This is a genomic window from Gordonia sp. LMA167, assembly GCF_058130025.1.
In genome coordinates, this window is record NZ_CM176708.1 from 74,764 (window position 1) to 93,002 (window position 18,239).

Genomic DNA, 18,239 nt, shown 5'->3' on the forward strand with positions numbered 1-18,239 from the left:
TGCGTCGCAGTTCAACGCCAATGTTGGGGCCTGGGGTGTCGGTCCGCAAATTTTCGCTTTGCGAACCAAAAGAAGAATCTGAAGTCAGTTTTCCATCGGGCGTCCCGACGGTCGCGAATATGTCGGACGCGTTACCACGAGACGCCTTTCGGTGGTTTTCATCCATCAAATGATCGACACCGAAACAGACGCGCGATCTCGCAGATCACATAAACCAAATGAAGGTGATGCTGCGCACATCGGTGGCGCAGACACGCTACCTGACTGGCGAGTAAGTTACTCGTGGGTACGATGCGGGTTGACCACTCTGCGGGACCGAGCATTAGTTAGGCAATCCTTGGCAGCGGTATCCGCTGCCGAGGAACTACGGTTACCTGTAGTACACGTCGGCCCACGTGCGCTCAACCCTGCGCAAATGGGTCGGCGACGATCTAGAGAGGGGCCGTGACGCCGTGAATGCCACGACGATCACCATCGGCACACTAGCCGCTGTAATCAGTCTCTTCTGTTGGGCTCTGTTCCTGCGTGGCGTATGGACGATGGTCCGTTCCATCGCGCAGGGGCAGCGCGTCGACAGTTCCCGCTTCTGGCCGTTCTTCCCGCGCCTGTGGACGATGATCAAGGAATTCATCGCGCACACGCGGATGGTGAAGTTCCGCACGGTCGGCTGGGCCCACTGGCTGGTGATGGTCGGCTTCCTGGCCGGCTTCATCCTCTGGTTCGAGGCATACGGACAGATCTTCGACCCCGACTTCCACTGGCCGGTCATCGGCGCGTGGAACGTCTACATCTTCGCCGACGAACTCCTCGGTCTCGGCACGGTCATCGGCATCCTCGTCCTGATGGTGATCCGCCAGCTGAATCACCCGCGCGTTCCCGAACGGCTGTCCCGGTTCAGCGGCTCACGCTTCGGGGCCGCCTACTTCGTCGAGTGGGTCGTCCTGCTCGAGGGTCTGGGCATGATCTTCGTCAAGACGTTCAAGATCTCTTCGGGTCTCGAGGACCCACCGGTCTGGACGTCGTTCTTCACCCACTACTTCGCCATGCTGTTCGACGGGTCATCGGAGTACTGGGTGACCGCCGCCGCGGTGATCAAGCTGATGAGCGGCATGGTCTGGTTGGCCGTGGTCGGCCTGAACATCGACTGGGGCGTGGCGTGGCACCGGTTCGCGGCGTTCTTCAACATCTACTTCAAGCGTGAGCAGGACGGTGGCGTCGCGCTCGGCGCCGCCAAGCCGATGATGAGCAACGGCGTTGTCCTGGACATGGAGACCGCCGACCCGGATGTCGACGCGTTCGGCGCCGGCAAGGCCGAGGACTTCTCCTGGAAGGGCTGGCTGGACTTCACCACCTGTACCGAGTGTGGGCGTTGCCAGAGCCAGTGCCCCGCGTGGAACACCGGCAAGCCATTGTCGCCGAAGCTGCTGATCATGTCGCTGCGCGATCACGCGCAGGCCAAGGCGCCCTACCTGATGGCCGGCGGCCGCAAGGACATGGGTGGGGACGAGATCGGGCTGGTCGACGCCGACGGCAACCCGGACGAGGCCAAGCTCGCCAAGATCCCCGAGTCCGCGCGTGCCGAGGCGGCCCGCAAGCTCGTCGGGGAGAGCAAGGGCGCCCTCGACGGCGCCACGCCCGTCGACGGCGAGTTCGATCCCGACGCGCTCGGGGCGGTCATCGACACCGAGACCCTGTGGAGCTGCACGACCTGCGGTGCGTGCGTCGAGCAGTGCCCCGTCGACATCGAACACGTCGACCACATCATCGACATGCGTCGCTACCAGGTGCTGATCGAGTCGGACTTCCCGACCGAGCTCGCCGGCATGTTCAAGAACCTGGAGAACAAGGGCAACCCCTGGGGACAGAACGCGTCGGCCCGCACCAACTGGATCGACGAGATGGACATCGACATCCCGGTGTTCGGCAAGGACGTCGAGACGTTCGAGGGCTTCGAGTACCTGTTCTGGGTCGGCTGTGCGGGTGCCTACGAGGATCGCGCGAAGAAGACCACCAAGGCTGTCGCCGAGTTGCTCGACATCGCCGCGGTGAACTTCCTCGTTCTCGGTGAGGGCGAGACCTGTACCGGCGACTCGGCTCGCCGCGCCGGTAACGAGTTTCTGTTCCAGATGCTTGCGCAGCAGAACATCGAGATGCTCGGCGAGGTGTTTTCCACGGCACCGAGCCAGCGCAAGAAGATCGTCGTCACCTGTGCACACTGCTTCAACGCGCTGGGCAACGAGTACCCGCAGCTGGGCGCGAAGTACGAGGTCGTCCACCACACGCAGCTGCTCAACCGGCTGGTCCGGGAGAAGCGCCTGGTTCCGGTCGCGCCGCTCGGCGAGGGTGTCACCTACCACGACCCGTGCTACCTGGGCCGGCACAACAAGGTCTACGACGCGCCGCGTGAGTTGATGGGCGCATCCGGATCTCAGCTGACCGAGATGCCTCGTCACGGCGAGCGGTCCATGTGCTGTGGCGCCGGCGGTGCGCGCATGTGGATGGAAGAGCAGATCGGTAAACGCATCAACCTCGACCGGGTCGACGAAGCGCTCGACACTCTCGGGTCACCCAACGGCGATGCGCCGAAGAAGGTCGCGACGGGTTGTCCGTTCTGCCGCGTGATGCTCACCGACGGCGTGACCGCGCGGACCAGCGGCACCGAGAGCGAGGGCAAGATCGAGGTCGTCGACGTCGCGCAGCTGCTGCTCGAGTCGGTGACGCGCGGTGCTCCCCAGGTCCAGCGCGGGGGACGCTATCTCGGACCGGCGTCGGTGCCGACGTCCGCCGAGCCCGAACCGGCCGAAGCGACGGAACCCGAGCCCGCGGCGGCTGCCACGGCGGCGGCCACCGCAACCGCTACCGAGGCCAAGCCGAAGCCGAAGGTCGGGCTGGGCATGAAGGGCGGCAAGAAGCCCGGCACCACGGCCAAGACCGAAGCTCCGGCCGCACCGGCCGAGAAGCCCGCCGAGGCCACTCCCGAAGCAGCACCGGCAGAGAAGAAGCCTGCCGCCAAGGGATTCGGCATGGGCAGCAAGGCCAAGAAGCCGGGCGCGGCGAAGACCGAAGCCGCGCCGGCCGAGGGCGGATCGGCCGCACCGGCGCCCGCCGAGACCGAATCCTCGCCGGCCGTCGAATCCGCAGCAGCGGAGAAGAAGCCCGCTGCCAAGGGATTCGGCATGGGCAAGGCCAAGCGCCCCGGCGCCGCCACGTCCAATGCAGCGGCACCCGAGGCCGGGGTCACCGCACCGGCGGAGAACAAGGTCGCCGAAACGGAGTCCGCTCCGGAGGCCGCCCCGACCGCCGACACCGAATCCGCCCCCGCCGTAGCAGCGACCGAGGCCAAGGCCGGCAAGGCCAAGGGATTCGGCATGGCCGCGGGCAAGAAGCGGCCGGGCGCTGCGAAGGCACCTGCCGCGTCGGCGGCCCCGGCGAGCTCAGCACCGCCTGCGTCCGCACCGCCTGCGGCAGCTGCGCCGGCCGAGCCAGAAGCCGCGCCGGCCGAGCCCGCTGCGGCGGCGAGCGAGCCGTCTGCGGCGGCGGTCACCGAGGAGAAGCCCGCGAAGGCCAAGGGATTCGGCATGGCGGCCGGCAAGAAGCGGCCGGGTGGCATCGGTAAGTCGGCTCCGGCCGCTCCCGCGCCGGAACCGGAGCCGGTGAGCGAGCCGGAGCAGGTGTCGAGCGAGCCCGAAAGTGCGTCGAGCGAGCCCGCTTCCACGCCGAGTGAACCCGCGCACGCGTCGAGCGAGTCCGAAACCTCAGCGCCCGCAGAGGAACCGGCATCCTCACCCAACGGCTCACCGGATCGCACCATCAGCGAGACCGGCGCGTCGAAGGCCAAGGGATTCGGCATCGCCGCCGGGAAGAAGCGGCCCGGCCACCGCTGACCGGCAACCGTCACGTCGACCGCGCTCCGACCGGGGCGCGGTCGACGTCTATCCGGGCGTCCTCGACACGATCGGTGGACACGAAGGCCGGGGGCGAAAAACCTGTTTGTGCAGTGCTGTCACAATTGAACTCGTGAGTAGACCGCATGTATCGCACCTGAACCAGAACCTCAAGCCACTCGAGCAGTCCCAGAAGCTGCAGAACGTGTGCTACGAGATCAGGGGACCGGTGCACGCGCATGCGGCACGCCTGGAGTCCGAGGGTCACCGGATCCTCAAGCTCAACATCGGCAATCCGGCGCTCTTCGGGTTCGAGGCACCCGACGTGATCATGCGCGACATGATCCACGCATTGCCTTATTCCCAGGGCTATTCGGAGTCCGCGGGTGTGCTGTCGGCCCGCCGTGCCGTGGTGACCCGCTATGAGCTGATCCCCGACTTCCCCTACTTCGACGTCGACGACGTGATCCTCGGCAACGGCGTGTCCGAGCTGATCACGATGACGATGCAAGCGCTGCTCAACGACGGCGACGAGGTGCTGATCCCGGCCCCCGACTACCCGCTGTGGACGGCCATGACATCGCTGTCCGGTGGACGTCCCGTGCACTACCGGTGCGACGAGGAAAACGGCTGGAACCCCGACGTCGACGACATCGCGTCGAAGATCACCGACCGCACCAAGGCGATCGTCATCATCAACCCCAACAACCCGACCGGCGCGGTCTACTCCCGCGAGGTGCTCGAACAACTCGTCGACCTCGCCCGGCGGCACTCACTGCTGATCATGGCCGACGAGATCTACGACAAGATCCTCTACGACGACGCCGAGCACATCAACGTCGCATCGCTGGCGCCGGATCTGCTCTGCCTGACGTTCAACGGGCTGTCGAAGGCCTATCGGGTCTGCGGTTACCGCGCCGGCTGGCTCGTGCTGACCGGACCCAAGGATCATGCCAAGGGATTCATCGAAGGCCTCGGCATACTGGCCTCGACGCGATTGTGTTCCAACGTGCCCGGCCAGCATGCGATCCAGGTGGCACTCGGTGGCTATCAGAGCATCGACGCCCTCGTCGCGCCCGGTGGCCGCCTCTTCGAGCAGCGCAACGTCACGTGGGAGAAGATCAATCAAATCCCCGGCGTCAGCTGCGTGAAACCGATGGGAGCGTTGTACGCCTTTCCCCGCCTGGACCCGAATGTGCACGAGATCCACAACGACGAACTCTTCGTCCAGGATCTACTGCTGCAGGAGAAGATCCTGGTGGTGCAGGGCACCGGGTTCAACCTCACCGACCACAATCATTTCCGGATCGTCACGCTGCCCTGGTCTCGCGATCTGGGCGAGGCGATCGAACGCATCGGCAACTTCCTGTCGTCCTACCGGCAGTGATCCGCGCCGGGGTCGGCACTGATCGCCTCAGAGGTCGATGACCAGCTTGTCGCCGGATGCGCGTGACACGCATGGCAGCATGTAGCCGTCGCCGCGTTCGTGATCGGTCAACACCGTATCGGCGTGCTCGATGTCGCCGTCGACCACACGCAGCTTGCAGGTCCCACAGAATCCCTGCCGGCACGAGTAGGTGATCGACGGCATGGCCCGTTCCAGGGCGGCGAGCATCGACTCGTCGCCCGACACGGCCACGCTGCGTTCGTCCGAGCCGATCGTCACGGTGAACTCGCGACCACCGCTGCGCGGCAGGCTGAATCGTTCGAAATGCAGCTCGCCGCAGCGTGCCGACATCTCCGGCTCGGCCAGCAGCGTGTCGGTCAGCGCGGTCGGCCCGCAACAGTAGAGCGCGGTGTCGGTGCCGACGCCGTCGAGAAGTTCCGCGGGGGTGGGCACGCCGCGCTCGTCGTCGGTGCGGACCACCACGCGATCGCCGTAGTGTGCGAGGCGGTCCAGGAAGGCCAGCGAGTCACGGGTGCGTCCGACGTAGGTCAGCGACCACCGCACCCCATGGCGTTCGGCGGTCTCGATCATCGGGAGGATCGGCGTGATGCCGATACCGCCGGCGATGAAGTGCAGTGACGACGCGGTGGACCCGTGCCCGGGCAACGCCAGCGGAAATGCGTTGCTGGGGCGGGTGATGCGCACATGATCGCCGACGTCCAGCCCGTGCACCTCGGCCGACGCACCGTTCTCCGACAGACGACGCACGGCGATCCGGTAGTGCGCGGTGTCGGACAGACTGCCGCACAGCGAGTACTCGCGGACCCGGCCGGACGGCAGGAGTACGCGGATGTGCGCGCCGGCGGACCAGTGCGGCAGTGGGTCGCCGGACCGTGATCGCAACGCCACCTCGACGACGCTGCCGTCGTCAGCGACCTCGGTTCGTGCGGCCACCTCGACGTCGAGCCTCGACGGGCCCGTCTCGCGGGTCTGGTAGCGATAGGTCTGCTCCCACAACCGCATCCACGCGCCGACCAACCACCGGGTGGACACCATCGCGTAGTCGGCGCGGGCGTGTCCGTAGAGATGACCCGGCGTCGTCGGCGTCGTCGACTGTCGGCCGAACCTCACGCCGCCGCCCGGGCAGCCGGCGACGAGGCCAGGAATGCGACCGCCTGGGCCGTCGAACCGATGTCCTCGGGTCGATAGCCGGGGCGCAGGTAGGCCAGCAACGTCGAGCCGAAGTGACGTGCTCCCGGCAACAGCCCGACCCGGGAATCGGCCAGCCCCATCCGCCACAGCTTGATCTCCGAGGTCGGCGCATCCGGATCGTGGTGATTGATGTAGTGGGTGCCGCGCACGAGGATCGACATGAGCAGCGGGAAGGCCACCGCCATCGCCCACACCCGGCGGAGATAGCTGTCACCGAAATAGGTCGCGACGTCGTGCGCAACCGACCGGTGCTCGACTTCTTCGGCCCCATGCCATCGGTACAGCTCGCAGAGTTCGGGGGCCGCGCCGGCCTCGTCCCACTCGCTGTTCAGGGCGAAGTCGCCGAAGACCGCGGTGAAGTGCTCGACGGCCGCGATGATCCAGAGCCGGGCGATCAGGCGCTTGCGACGCCGCCGGTCCGACAGCCCCGGACGGGGTCCGAGCACGATACGGAAGACCCACTCCATCTGTTCCTGGAATGGCGTGGCATCGATGCCGTGCTCCCGCAGGAATCCCGACTGCAGGTCGTCGTGGACATGCGCGTGTTTCGCCTCTTGCCCGATGAAGCCGCGCATCTGCTCGCGCAATTCGTCGTCGTCGACGTACTCGAGGGCTTCACCGAAGGCTTTGACGAACCATCGCTCACCCTCGGGAAGCAGCATGTTGAGGGAGCTGATGAAGTTCGACGCGACGGGATGTCCGGGGATCCAGTGCAACGGGATCCCGCGTAAGTCGAAGGTGACATTACGCGGCCTGATCGCCACGGGGCCGGGATCGCCCGCGCGGTTGGGGTCGGACATCGCTGGTGTTCTCCACTACTGCATTAGCGCTGTTGCATTACCGCTGACGCGCGACCCCCGACGCACTGACTCTCAACGCTTCAACTCGTTCATCTACATTGCCCGTATACGCATATCACCCGAAGCTGGGAACTCGGGCATCAATCGATTCGGAGGAGACCGATCCGAGACGCATCGGTGCGCTGACCGTCACCTCGTCCTGGCCCCGTGAACAGCACCGACGGGCGCCGGAGCGGACAATGGCGGCCGCCACACACCAGCTTCGTTGTAATACAAATCACACATGGCCTGGGGAGGACCGAGAGTGAGCGACTGGCACCGACAGATCATCGACGGCAACGGGGTGCGTCTGGCCGTCTTCGCGGCGACCTCACCGCGCGCCGAGCCCACGACCGACGATGACCAGGTCGGCAACCGACGCCCGACCGTGCTGCTGGTGCACGGCTGGCCCGACACCCACCACCTGTGGACCCACGTCGCCCCGATCCTCGCCGAACACTTCGACGTCTACGCCTACGACACCCGCGGCTACGGGGAGAGCGACCGCCCCGGCCACGTGGAGGCCTATCGCCTCGATCACCTCGCGGCGGACCTGCGTGCGGTCGCCGACGCCGTCAGCCCGGATCATCCCGTGCACGTCGTGGCGCACGACTGGGGGTCGGTCCAGTCGTGGGAGGCGGTGACGACGCCCGGCATCGCAGACCGGATCGCGTCGTTCGTCTCGGTGTCCGGGCCGAATCTCGACTACCTGGACGAGTGGTTCACCGAGCGTCGCCGCCGACCCACCCCCCGCAGCCTGCGCGACCTGACCGCGCAGCAGCTCTGCTCCCTGTACGCGCGGCTGTTCAAGATCCCGGGACTGTCCGACGTGCTGGTCGGCGTTGCGCTCTCGCCGCGACGATGGCGATGGTTCGTCGGCCGTACCGAAGGCGTCAACCGCGACCAGATCGTCCTCGGCCCGACGTTTCGTCGCGATGCGGTGTCGGGGCTGCGGTACTACCGCGCCAACCTGAGCCGACGTCGGCGGCCGCCACACCCCCGTCCGACGTCGGTGCCCGTGCTGGAACTCGTCAACACACGCGACGTCGCGCTGCGACCGGCGATCTTCGTGAACACGCGGCGGCACGCGGCGAAGCTGTGGCGCCGGCAGACCCCGACAGGTCACTGGTTGCCGTACGCGCATCCCGACCATCTGGCGCAGTGTGCCCGCGAGTTCATCGAGCTGCACGAGCACGGCAACGCCGCCCGGCCGGACACGGTCGGCCGGGCGCGCCTCGTCGGCGGCCCGACGCCGGTGACCGGGCACCTGGCCGTGGTGACCGGCGCGGGCAGCGGCATCGGCCGCGAGACCGCGTACACGCTGGCCGAACTGGGCTGCGAGATCGTCGCCGCCGACATCGATGCCGCGGCCGCGGACGAGACGGCGCGGCATTGTCGTGCAGCCGGCGCGCGGGCGACCGGATATCGCGTGGACGTGTCGGACGTCGGCGCGGTCACCGACTTCGCCGAGCAGGTGAAGACCACGCACGGGGTGGCCGACATCGTGATCAACAACGCCGGGATCGGCCTGGGCGGCGATGCGCTGGAGGCCACCGACGAGCAGGTCGATCATCTGCTGGACGTGAACCTGCGTGGTGTCATCTCGGGCAGTCGCGCCTTCGGACGCCAGATGGTGGACCGCGGCGTGGGCGGCCACATCGTGAACGTGGCGTCGGCGGCGGCGTTCACCCCGCAGCGCGGACTCGGTATCTACTCGGCCTCGAAGGCCGGGGTGCTGCTGTTCTCCGAGTCCCTGCGGGCGGAGTTGGCCGAGCACCGGATCGGGGTGACCGCGATCTGTCCCGGGATCGTGGACACCAACATCGTCAGCACTTCCCCGATCGCGGGTCTGGCTCCCGAGGCCGAGGCCGCCGAACAGGAACGACTCGATCGCCTGTACCGCCGACGAGGATTCACCCCCGACAAGGTGGCCCGCGACATCGTGCGGGCCCTGGTGGCCAACCGGGCGGTCGTCCCGGTGACCCCCGAGGCCAAGATCGGCTACCGCATCTACCGGTTCACCCCCTGGGTGTCCCGGCTCGGTGCGCGCCGCAGGATCGTCCGGCCGCCGACATCCCAGGGCGGGTAGGTCCACGCCCGACCGCCCTGGGTTATCCGCATGTCAGCCGGCGGCGGAGGTAACCTCCGCCTCGAACGCGGGATCGGCGTCGGGGTCGGGAGCCGCGCTGCGGCCGCCGCTCGCTCCCCGCAACAGATATGCCGCGGCGATCGCAGCGGCCGCGGTGACCGCGACCGCGACCCAGACCGCACTGTGCAGGCCGTCGACGAACACGTCCTGTACGGCGACGCGGACCTGCTCGCTCACGAACGCGGGTGCGCGGTGGGCCACCTCGACCCCCGACATGACCGATTCCTCGGCGATGCCGGTCACCGTCCGCGGTAGCCCGATGGCCGCGAGCCGGTCGCCGACTCCCGAGGTGTAGACCGAGGTCAGCACGGAACCCAGCACCGCGACACCCAGGGTGCCGCCGATCTCGCGGGTCGTGTCGTTGACCGCCGAACCCGCGCCGGCCTGCTCGGGTTCCAGTGCGTCCATGATCACCTGGGTGCACGGACCCGAGATGAATGCCAGGCCCATCGCCATCAGGGACATCGACCAGACGATGAGTTCCCAATAACCCGACGATCGCGAGGACACCTCGACGAGTGCGAACCCACCCGACATCAGCAGGGCACCGACGACCGCGACCATCCGCGGACCGAACCGATGCGAGCACGCCATGGCGATCGGCGAGAACACCGCCATCACGATCGCGAAGGGCAGGGTCCGCAGACCGGCCTCGAACGGCCCGTAACCCTTGACCGCCTGGAAGAACTGGGTGATGAGGAAGATGAAGCCGAACAGCGCGAAGAATGCCACGCTGATCATGCCGGCCGCGGTGGCGAAATGCCGGTTGGCGAACAGTCGGATGTTGAGGATCGGGTGCTCGACGGTCAGCTCACGCCACGCGAACAATCCCAACCCGATCGCGGCGATGACGAGTCCACCGATGGTGCGGGGATCTGCCCACCCGAAGTTCGGGCCCTCGATCACCGAGTAGGTGAGCAACCCGAGGCCGACGATGGACAACAGCAGGCCGACGGCGTCGAACCGCGACACCCGCTCCGGACGTGTGCCGGGCACCACCAGCACGATCGCGACCACCGCCATCGCCGCCACCGGGAGGTTCACCCAGAACACCGAGGCCCACGAATAGTGTTCGAGCAGCCACCCGCCGAGCACGGGACCGATGGCGACCGCGATGCCCGACGTCGCGGCCCAGACCCCGACCGCGGCGGCGCGCTGCCTGGGTTCGACGAAGATCGAGATGATGATCGCCAGGGTCGCCGGAAAGACCAGTGCCGCGAACAGCCCCAGACCGCCGCGGGCCGCGATCAACTGGCCCAGGGTCTGCGACGATGCGGCCAGCGCGGAGACCGCCGCGAAGCCGGCGATGCCGGTCAGCAGCATCCGTCGATGGCCGAACCGGTCGCCCAGATATCCGCCGGTCAGCAACAGCCCGGCGAACACCAGGGTGTACGCGTCAACGATCCATTGGAGGCCGGAGATCCCGGCATCGAGGTCGCGAGCCATGGTCGGCAGCGCGACGTTGACGATCGTGTTGTCGACCATCACGAGTAATTCCGCAAAGCACAGGGCCGCCAGGGCGAGCCAACGAGTTCTCATGACCTTCTCCTCATGAAGTGGATTGGAACGTCGTCACACCGTTGTAGTACGTTGTTCTAATCTAGTAGAACGCCGTCCTAGTACACTTGTCAACATGTCGCCAGTGAAGAATCCCCGGACACCCGCCACCGAGGTCCGCGCAAACCTCATCTCCGCAGGTCGACGGTTGCTCGAACGCGAGGGCGAAGCCGCGTTGACCGTGCGTGCGGTGGCCACCGAGGCAGGGGTCGCCCCGATGGGCGTCTACAACCATTTCGACGGCAAGGACGGGCTACTCAACGCGGTGGTCACCGACGGTTTCCGCGAGTTCGCCACGCGCGTGGCGGCCACCGATTCCGATGCCTCGGTGCGACTGACCACCAGCGGGCGCAACTACCGGGCGTTCGCGCTGGCCAACCCGACCCTGTACGAACTCATGTTCTCCACGGAGTGCCACCCCGACGACGAGGTGGCCGCCGACGCTTTCCTGGTCCTCGCCGACATCATCCGGTACGGGCAGGCCGCCGGTGTGATCATGGACGGCGACGCCCTGGAACTGGCCGCCCAGGTCTGGGCGTGTGTGCACGGCGCGGTGAGCCTGGAGTTGACGTCAGCGCATCCCCCGTTCGTCGATCCGGCCGCCAACTTCGAGAAATTGCTGACCCTGGTCGCCCGGGGAATCGCAGCCTGATCCGGCGGGCAGGCCCTTCGTGACGCTCGCGAGCTCGCTCCTCAGGGAGCGAGGGACTCGCGAGCTCGCTCCTCAGGGAGCGAGGGACTCGCGAGCTCGCTCCTCAGGGAGCGAGGGACTCGCGAGCTCGCTCCTCAGGGAGCGAGGGACTCGCAAGCTCGCTCCTCAGGCAGCGGGTTTCCGCAGGCCGGAGGTAACCCCCGATCCCTGAGGAGCCTCCGAGCCTGCGAGGAAGCGTCACGAAGGGCGATGCCACCGAACAACCCACGTGAGCCCCCGGTTCCCAAAGGTGCGGACAATCGATCGGCATCCGGGAGCCGATCCGATGAGCGCCGACCATCTGGGAGAATGTCGCGGTGACCGAATACCGGATCGACGATCTCGCGCGCGCCGCCGGCACCACCACCCGAAATGTGCGTGGTTACCAGGACCGCGGGCTGCTGCCCCGACCGCTCCGTCGGGGCCGTATCGCGATCTACACCGACTCGCACCTCGCACGCCTCAAGGTGATCAACGACCTGCTCAAACGCGGCTTCACCATTCGGCACATCGGCGAGTTCTTCTCCGGCCTGCAGCGTGGCGAGAACCTCGCCGAGGTACTCGGCCTCGAAGAGGTCGTGTCCGAGCCGTGGTCTACGGCGACGTCGACGGTGGTGTCCGCCGAAGACCTCAAGGAACTGCTCAACTCGGGGAACCCGGCCCACTTCGAGCGGTTGGCCGAATACGGGTTGATCGAGCCGCAGGGCAGCGACGCCCATCCCGACCGCTACACCATCCTCGACCAGGAGACCGTCTCCGCGTACGGACGACTGGTACGACTGGGGCTACCGCTGAGCGGCATCCTCGAGGTTCACGGGCGCCTCGATAGGGAAATGGCCGCGGTCGCCGAGATCGTGATCTCGGCCGGACGGCGAGCGGTCACCGAGGGTCACGAGGACGGCTGGCTCCCCCAGAGCACGGCCGAATCCGAATGGGCGACAGAACTTCTCAGTGAATTACGCAGGGCTGGTTCGGTTTCGGCGCACAATGCGCTCGATCGCGCACTCGACCGCGACCTGTCCCGGCAGCTCAGTGAGTACCTGGTCCGGGCACGACAGTCGGTCGCCGAGTCCCACCATCCCGCGAATCAGTGAGCACGACAACGGGTTCGACCCACTAGAACGGCAGCACGATGGGCGGCAGGCCCGGGATCGGATTGGGGATGACCCGCGGAGGCGGCAGCGCGGGCGGAGCCGGCACGGGGGGCAGCGCCGGTGCGGGCGCAGGTGCGGGCTGACGACTCTGCGGCCGTTGCCGCGCCGGTGGGGAGCCTGTCGAGCCCGAGCCTGAGCCCGAATCCGACGTCGATGCCGATTCCGGCGGTGGCGGCGGCGGGACGTACCGCACCGCGGGAAGCCGCGCCACCGCGAGATCCGCGGGATCGGCGTAGGTGGGAGCCACCGCAGACGCCGACGAGGTGCCGTCGGCGAGAGCGGGCGGAGCATCGCTGTCCTCCCGCGGCCCGATCAACGCGATGGATGCCGCGGTGACGATCCCGATGATCGCGCACATCACGACGATGCCGACGAGCAGCCGCGGCGCGGCATCGTGTTGCCCCCAGCCGGGCGACTGATCCGTCGACAATGCCGCGATCGGGATCGGCAACGGGCCATCCGCCGGGATCGGATCATCGTCGGGCCAGTCCAGCAACAGGCCGACACGTGGGATCGGCGCGGTGATCGCGTCATCCGCGGAGTCGGTCTCGGCGTCAGGGGACCCGAAAGATCCCGGCGCGCCTTCCGACTCCCGGCTCGGTGCAGGCAGACTCGGTGACACGGCACTCGGATCGGCCCGGCCCGGGTCCGAGCCGTGCGGCCCCGCCGGGACATCATCCGATCGGCGTCCGGACGTCGGCGCCATCGTCCTGCGACCAATCCGGTTCGCGTGCGCTCGGTCTGCCCCTCGCGCGCCCGGGGGTTCGACGGTCACCACGGGTGCGGCCAGACGCTGACCGAGCATCGCGGGCAGCCCGGGCCAGGCGTCATGGCCGGGTGCGAGGACCACCGAGCTGACCTGGGACGGCGCCTCGTTCGCCGCCTCCAGACACAATCGGGCCATCTCGGTGGCCCGGATCGCGGTCGCGTCGGCGAGGTCGCTGCGGCCGACTCGGAAGAATCGCACGTGGCCCCTGCCGACCATGAACGTGTTCTCGGCGGTCGACAGCCTCGCCCGTGCGCGAGCGGCGAGTTCGACCAGCTGGGTGGCCGATGCCTCGGTGGTCGGCGATGCCACCCGCCCGATGCCGACGAGATGTGCGGCCAGGAGACGGTCGAGCTCCGGCGGCCGGATGGTCGAACTGGTCTGCTCCCCCACCGTCGTCGCCGTCATCGGATCGACGGTCGTGATGCGTACTCCGTCGCTTGCGAGGTCCACCAGGAGGAACAGCCGATCGGGGTCGATGTCGCGGGCCAGCTGCCGCGCGGCGACGTCACCGAGGAATGACGCACTCACGTGACGCGCGGCAGTGTCGGTCGTGGCGTGTGTGCCACGGCCCACGGTCGTCGCGCGATCTCTCATCCGATCTCATGCCCTGCGGTCGTGAACATTTCCCGAGTACATGCGGGCGCCCTGCCGGTCGCCCACGTGTCGGAACACGATTCACGATCGAAACCGGCGTCTGCGCGTTCGAGACTTCCAACGGCGTCAGAAATTTGACAGTAACACGCGGCGATGCAGGATACAGCGCAATGATCGGCGGGCAGCCGGCATGTACGCGCTGATGAGCAGGGCTACCAGGGAAGGACGATCGGTGGCAGGCCCGGGATCGGGTTGGGGATCACGCGCTGGCGCCGCTGCGGGTTGGCGGGACGATTCGGTTGCCGCTCTTGTTGTGTCGGCTGGTCCGCGGTGGTCGTGGGGGGCGGTGGCGGAGCCGGCACGTAGCGGACCGCGGGAATGCGGGCCTCCGCGAAGTCGGCCGGGTCGGCGTACGTGGGTGACGACGTCGGCGCGGTCGTCGGTGCCGCATGCACCTGTTGGGTGTCGTTGTCGTTGCCGGTGACCGCGAACGCCGCGCCGATCGTGATCCCGACGACCGCACACGCCGCTGCCGCGATAGCGGCGAGTCGGGTGAGCGACCGCCTCGGATTCCGTGCGCCGGCGGCGGGATGCTCGTGGGTGGGGCCGAGCTCCCACCCGTGTGACTCGTGGCCGACCGGAGACGCCGACGGCGGCACCCCCACTTGGGTTTCCCCACTTGACCGGTCGCCCGACGACGGCGCGCCGACAGCGTCCGGCACGTCGACGCGTTCCGGCTCGTCGACGCGTTCCGGTTCGCCGAGTGGAACACGCGCGAGCTCGGCCGGCGGAAGCGTCGCCACGGGGATGGGGTCGGTCGTCGGCAGCACCGTCGAATCCACCCACGCCGCCGGGAAGTCGCCCGACTGGTTGGGCTGCGGGATCGACTGCATGACAACCGGTTCAGTGTCGTGCGTGTCACACTCGGCGGGAACAGGTTGAGCCCCAAGCGGTTCTGCAATAAGGCTGCGGTCGGCGACGACGTCCGGGGCCGTCGCGACCTCCGCATCCGACTCGTGCCGCAAGCGGTGCCGGTCGTCGGCCGGCGCGGGCGCACCCACTGCGATGACGGGGATCTGGTCGGTCCAGGCAAGTGTCCGGGACAGGCCGGGCCACAGCTGATGTCCCGGCCCGAGCACGACGGAGGTCACCAGGTCGTCAGCGCCGGCGAGCAATTCCTGACAGAGTCGGGCGACCTCGGCCGCCAAGGGTGCGACCGCCTCGTCGAGATCCCGTTGCGAGACCCGGAAGAACCGCACGTGCTCGCGCCCCATGATGAAGGTGCCGTCCGCGGAGGCCAGCCGTTCCCGGCCGCGTGCCGCCAGGTCGAGCAACTCGGCCACCCAGGCCTCGGTGGTCGGCTCCTCGACGCGTTCGGTGCGGACGAGGTGATCGGCGAGCAGACGGTCCAGCACCACCGGGCGGATGGCGGCAACGACCTTCTCGGATGACACGGTTTCGACCCGGGGATCGGCCAGGCCCAGCCGCAGTCCCCCGGGCCGGAAGTCGAGGAGGATGAACGGCAGATCGGCCGGGACACCCGCCGCCAACTGGCGCGCCGCGATGTCGCCGAGCAGTTCGCGGGCGAGTGGGCGCGCATCGAAGTCGGTTGTGGCCTCCGCCGAGCGATCGCCATCCGTCGCGTCGTCTGTCATCCGATCCGGTGCCCTGCGTCCATGAACGTTCCCCCATGCGTCCCCGCGACGGGGCGCACGTTGACATGCGGTCACGACAGTAACACGGGGCGATCAGGTGCGCGGGCGTGCGACCTCTGACAATCCCCCGTCGACAGACGCACGGCGGACCGTCGCTGCCGGCGCGGTGGAGCGCATCGGCCCACCCAGCGCGTGGAAATGCCATCCGGCGGCCCGCCACGCACCGGCGTCGAGACAGCGGCGGCCGTCGACGATCACGCGGCCCCGGACCACGTCGGACAGTTCCTCGGGAGCCATGTGTACGAACTCGGCCCATTCGGTCGCGACCACCACCACATCGGCCTGCTCACATGCCTGTGCTGCGCTCTCGGCGTACGACAGCATCGGAAACAGGCGGCGCGAGTTCGCGGTGGCCTTCGGATCGAACACGGTCACCGTGGCCCCGCGCAGCGCGAGTTGCCCCGCGACGTTCAGGGCGGGCGAGTCGCGGACATCGTCGCTCTCCGGCTTGAACGCCGCACCCAGGATCGCGATGTTCGCGCCGAGCACATCACCGCCGACGACGTCGGCGACCAGGTCGACGAGTGCGGTGCGCCGACGCGTGTTGATCGCGTCGACCTCACGCAGGAATCGCAGCGCCCGGTGCGCTCCGACCTCGTCGGCGCGGGCCACGAATCCCCGGATGTCCTTGGGGAGACATCCGCCCCCGAATCCCAGTCCGGCGTTGAGGAATCGTCGGCCGATCCGATTGTCGTAGCCGATGGCGTCGGCGAGGGTGGAGACGTCGGCCCCGACGTTCTCGCAGATCTCGCTGATCGCGTTGATGAACGAGATCTTGGTGGCCAGAAACGCATTCGCCGAGACCTTGACCAGCTCGGCGGTGGCCCAATCCGTTCGGACGAAGGGAACGCCGCCGTCCAGGATGGACCGATAGATGTCGGCGAACAGGACTGCGGCACTGTCGTCGTCGCTGTCCGGGTTGGTGCCCAGCACGAGCCGGTCGGGTTCGAGGGTGTCTTCGACGGCGAAGCCCTCGCGCAGGAACTCCGGGCTCCACACCAGCTCGACGTGTGAGCCGGGCACGCTCAGCACGGCGATCCGCTGGGTCAGCGATGCCGAGGTACCCACCGGCACCGTCGACTTCCCGATGATGAGGTGCTCACCCCGCAGCAACGGCGTCAATGCGTCGACCGCGGATTCGACGTGGGAGAGGTCGACACCGTATCCGCGGCGCAGCTGCGGTGTGCCGACCCCGAGAAAATGCACCGACGCGAACTCGGCGGCCTCGGCATGGTCGGTGGTGAACCGGAGCCGACCGGCGGTGAGGTTGCGGCGCAACACGTCGGCGAGTCCGGGTTCGAAGAAGGGGACGTCTCCGGCCTGCAGTCGTGCGACCTTGTCCGGGTCCACATCGACACCGAGCACCTCGTGGCCGAGTTCGGCCATGCACGCCGCATGGGTTGCCCCGAGGTAACCACACCCGATCACAGTCAGCTTCATGCCTTCAGTGACTACGCGGGGTTTGCGGCGGCGACGGGACCACGACATGACCCGGCCCGATCGATCCGATGAACAGCGATCGTCGGAGGTGAACGCCGCGCCAACGCGCTCAGGTCAGTCCGACGACTGAGCGAAGTTCAGGTACGCCTTCGATGGTGTCGGGCCACGCTGACCCTGGTACTTCGAGCCCACCGCCGCGCTGCCATAGGGGTGCTCGGCCGGGCTCGACAGCCGGATCAGGCACAGCTGGCCGATCTTCATCCCGGGCCACAAGGTGATCGGCAGGTTGGCGACATTGGAGAGTTCGAGTGTGATGTGCCCCGAGAACCCCGGGTCGATGAAACCGGCGGTCGAGTGCGTGAGCAGACCCAATCGACCCAACGACGATTTGCCCTCGAGCCTGCCGGCGAGGTCGTCGGGCAGCGTGCACACCTCCAGGGTCGAGCCCAGCACGAACTCACCGGGGTGTAGCACGAACGGTTCGCCCTCGCCCGGCTGAACCAGCGAGGTCAACTCGTCCTGACGCTGGGCCGGGTCGATGTGGGTGTAACGCGTGTTGTTGAAGACCCGGAAGAAGCTGTCGAGTCGCACGTCGACGCTCGAGGGCTGCACGAGCGCCGGGTCGAACGGTTCGAGCGCCAACCGCCCACCGGCGATCTCGGCGCGGATGTCGCGATCGGAGAGCAGCACGCCTGTGAGGTTAACCGACCCGCCTCGGGTGAACAGCGTGTGGCCGCGAGCCGTCGAAGTAGATGCGACTTTCGTCGAAACATGGTCAATACGGACACCGTCTCCTACAGTGACCTCCGTGACTGTCGCGTGATCGGTACGTGATGGGCACGAGACAC

The 18,239-nt window shown here is 67.7% G+C and carries 12 protein-coding genes; 5 read left to right on the plus strand and 7 right to left on the minus strand.

The genetic code is table 11. The features are described from left to right. Positions 1-452: 452 nt before the first annotated feature. A complete protein-coding gene (locus ACVT6V_RS00350; RefSeq protein WP_489897851.1) occupies positions 453-3,884 on the plus strand; it encodes a (Fe-S)-binding protein in 3,432 nt (1,143 codons plus the stop codon). 133 nt (positions 3,885-4,017) lie between these two features. Continuing rightward, a complete protein-coding gene (locus ACVT6V_RS00355; RefSeq protein WP_489897852.1) occupies positions 4,018-5,271 on the plus strand; it encodes a pyridoxal phosphate-dependent aminotransferase in 1,254 nt (417 codons plus the stop codon). 27 nt (positions 5,272-5,298) lie between these two features. On the opposite strand, the gene ACVT6V_RS00360 is transcribed toward ACVT6V_RS00355, so the two are convergent. Together ACVT6V_RS00360 and ACVT6V_RS00365 are read right to left on the minus strand one after the other, a co-directional pair. Next, positions 5,299-6,402, minus strand: coding sequence for a PDR/VanB family oxidoreductase (locus ACVT6V_RS00360; protein ID WP_489897853.1), 1,104 nt, complete (start codon positions 6,400-6,402; stop codon positions 5,299-5,301). Continuing rightward, on the minus strand, positions 6,399-7,283 hold the full coding sequence (locus ACVT6V_RS00365; RefSeq protein ID WP_489897854.1) for a metal-dependent hydrolase: 885 nt from the start codon (positions 7,281-7,283) through the stop codon (positions 6,399-6,401). The genes ACVT6V_RS00360 and ACVT6V_RS00365 overlap by 4 nt, the downstream gene beginning before the upstream one ends. A 283-nt stretch (positions 7,284-7,566) precedes the next feature. On the opposite strand from ACVT6V_RS00365, the gene ACVT6V_RS00370 reads away from it, so the two are divergent. After that, positions 7,567-9,411, plus strand: coding sequence for an SDR family oxidoreductase (locus ACVT6V_RS00370; protein ID WP_489897855.1), 1,845 nt, complete (start codon positions 7,567-7,569; stop codon positions 9,409-9,411). Positions 9,412-9,444: 33 nt separating this feature from the next. On the opposite strand, the gene ACVT6V_RS00375 is transcribed toward ACVT6V_RS00370, so the two are convergent. Next, positions 9,445-11,010 carry a DHA2 family efflux MFS transporter permease subunit gene (locus ACVT6V_RS00375; protein WP_489897856.1) on the minus strand — a complete coding sequence of 522 codons (1,566 nt, stop codon included), beginning with the start codon at positions 11,008-11,010 and terminating at the stop codon, positions 9,445-9,447. 94 nt (positions 11,011-11,104) lie between these two features. On the opposite strand from ACVT6V_RS00375, the gene ACVT6V_RS00380 reads away from it, so the two are divergent. Then, positions 11,105-11,680 carry a TetR/AcrR family transcriptional regulator gene (locus ACVT6V_RS00380; protein ID WP_489897857.1) on the plus strand — a complete coding sequence of 192 codons (576 nt, stop codon included), beginning with the start codon at positions 11,105-11,107 and terminating at the stop codon, positions 11,678-11,680. A gap of 356 nt (positions 11,681-12,036) precedes the next feature. Continuing rightward, positions 12,037-12,813 (plus strand): MerR family transcriptional regulator, encoded by a 777-nt coding sequence (locus ACVT6V_RS00385; RefSeq protein WP_489897858.1) that lies wholly within the window; start codon positions 12,037-12,039, stop codon positions 12,811-12,813. Between the two features lie 22 nt (positions 12,814-12,835). Here ACVT6V_RS00385 and ACVT6V_RS00390 read toward each other — a convergent pair whose 3' ends face one another. The 4 genes from ACVT6V_RS00390 to dcd all read right to left on the minus strand — a co-directional run bounded on the left by ACVT6V_RS00390 (position 12,836) and on the right by dcd (position 18,081). Next, positions 12,836-14,170, minus strand: coding sequence for a hypothetical protein (locus tag ACVT6V_RS00390; RefSeq protein WP_489897859.1), 1,335 nt, complete (start codon positions 14,168-14,170; stop codon positions 12,836-12,838). A gap of 278 nt (positions 14,171-14,448) precedes the next feature. Next, a complete protein-coding gene (locus ACVT6V_RS00395; RefSeq protein WP_489897860.1) occupies positions 14,449-15,891 on the minus strand; it encodes a hypothetical protein in 1,443 nt (480 codons plus the stop codon). Positions 15,892-15,984: 93 nt separating this feature from the next. Next, entirely contained in the window at positions 15,985-17,391 is a 1,407-nt protein-coding gene (locus tag ACVT6V_RS00400) for a UDP-glucose dehydrogenase family protein (protein ID WP_489897861.1), read from the minus strand. A 114-nt stretch (positions 17,392-17,505) separates the two neighbouring features. Beyond that, on the minus strand, positions 17,506-18,081 hold the full coding sequence (gene dcd / locus ACVT6V_RS00405; protein WP_489897862.1) for a dCTP deaminase: 576 nt from the start codon (positions 18,079-18,081) through the stop codon (positions 17,506-17,508). Positions 18,082-18,239 lie beyond the last annotated feature (158 nt).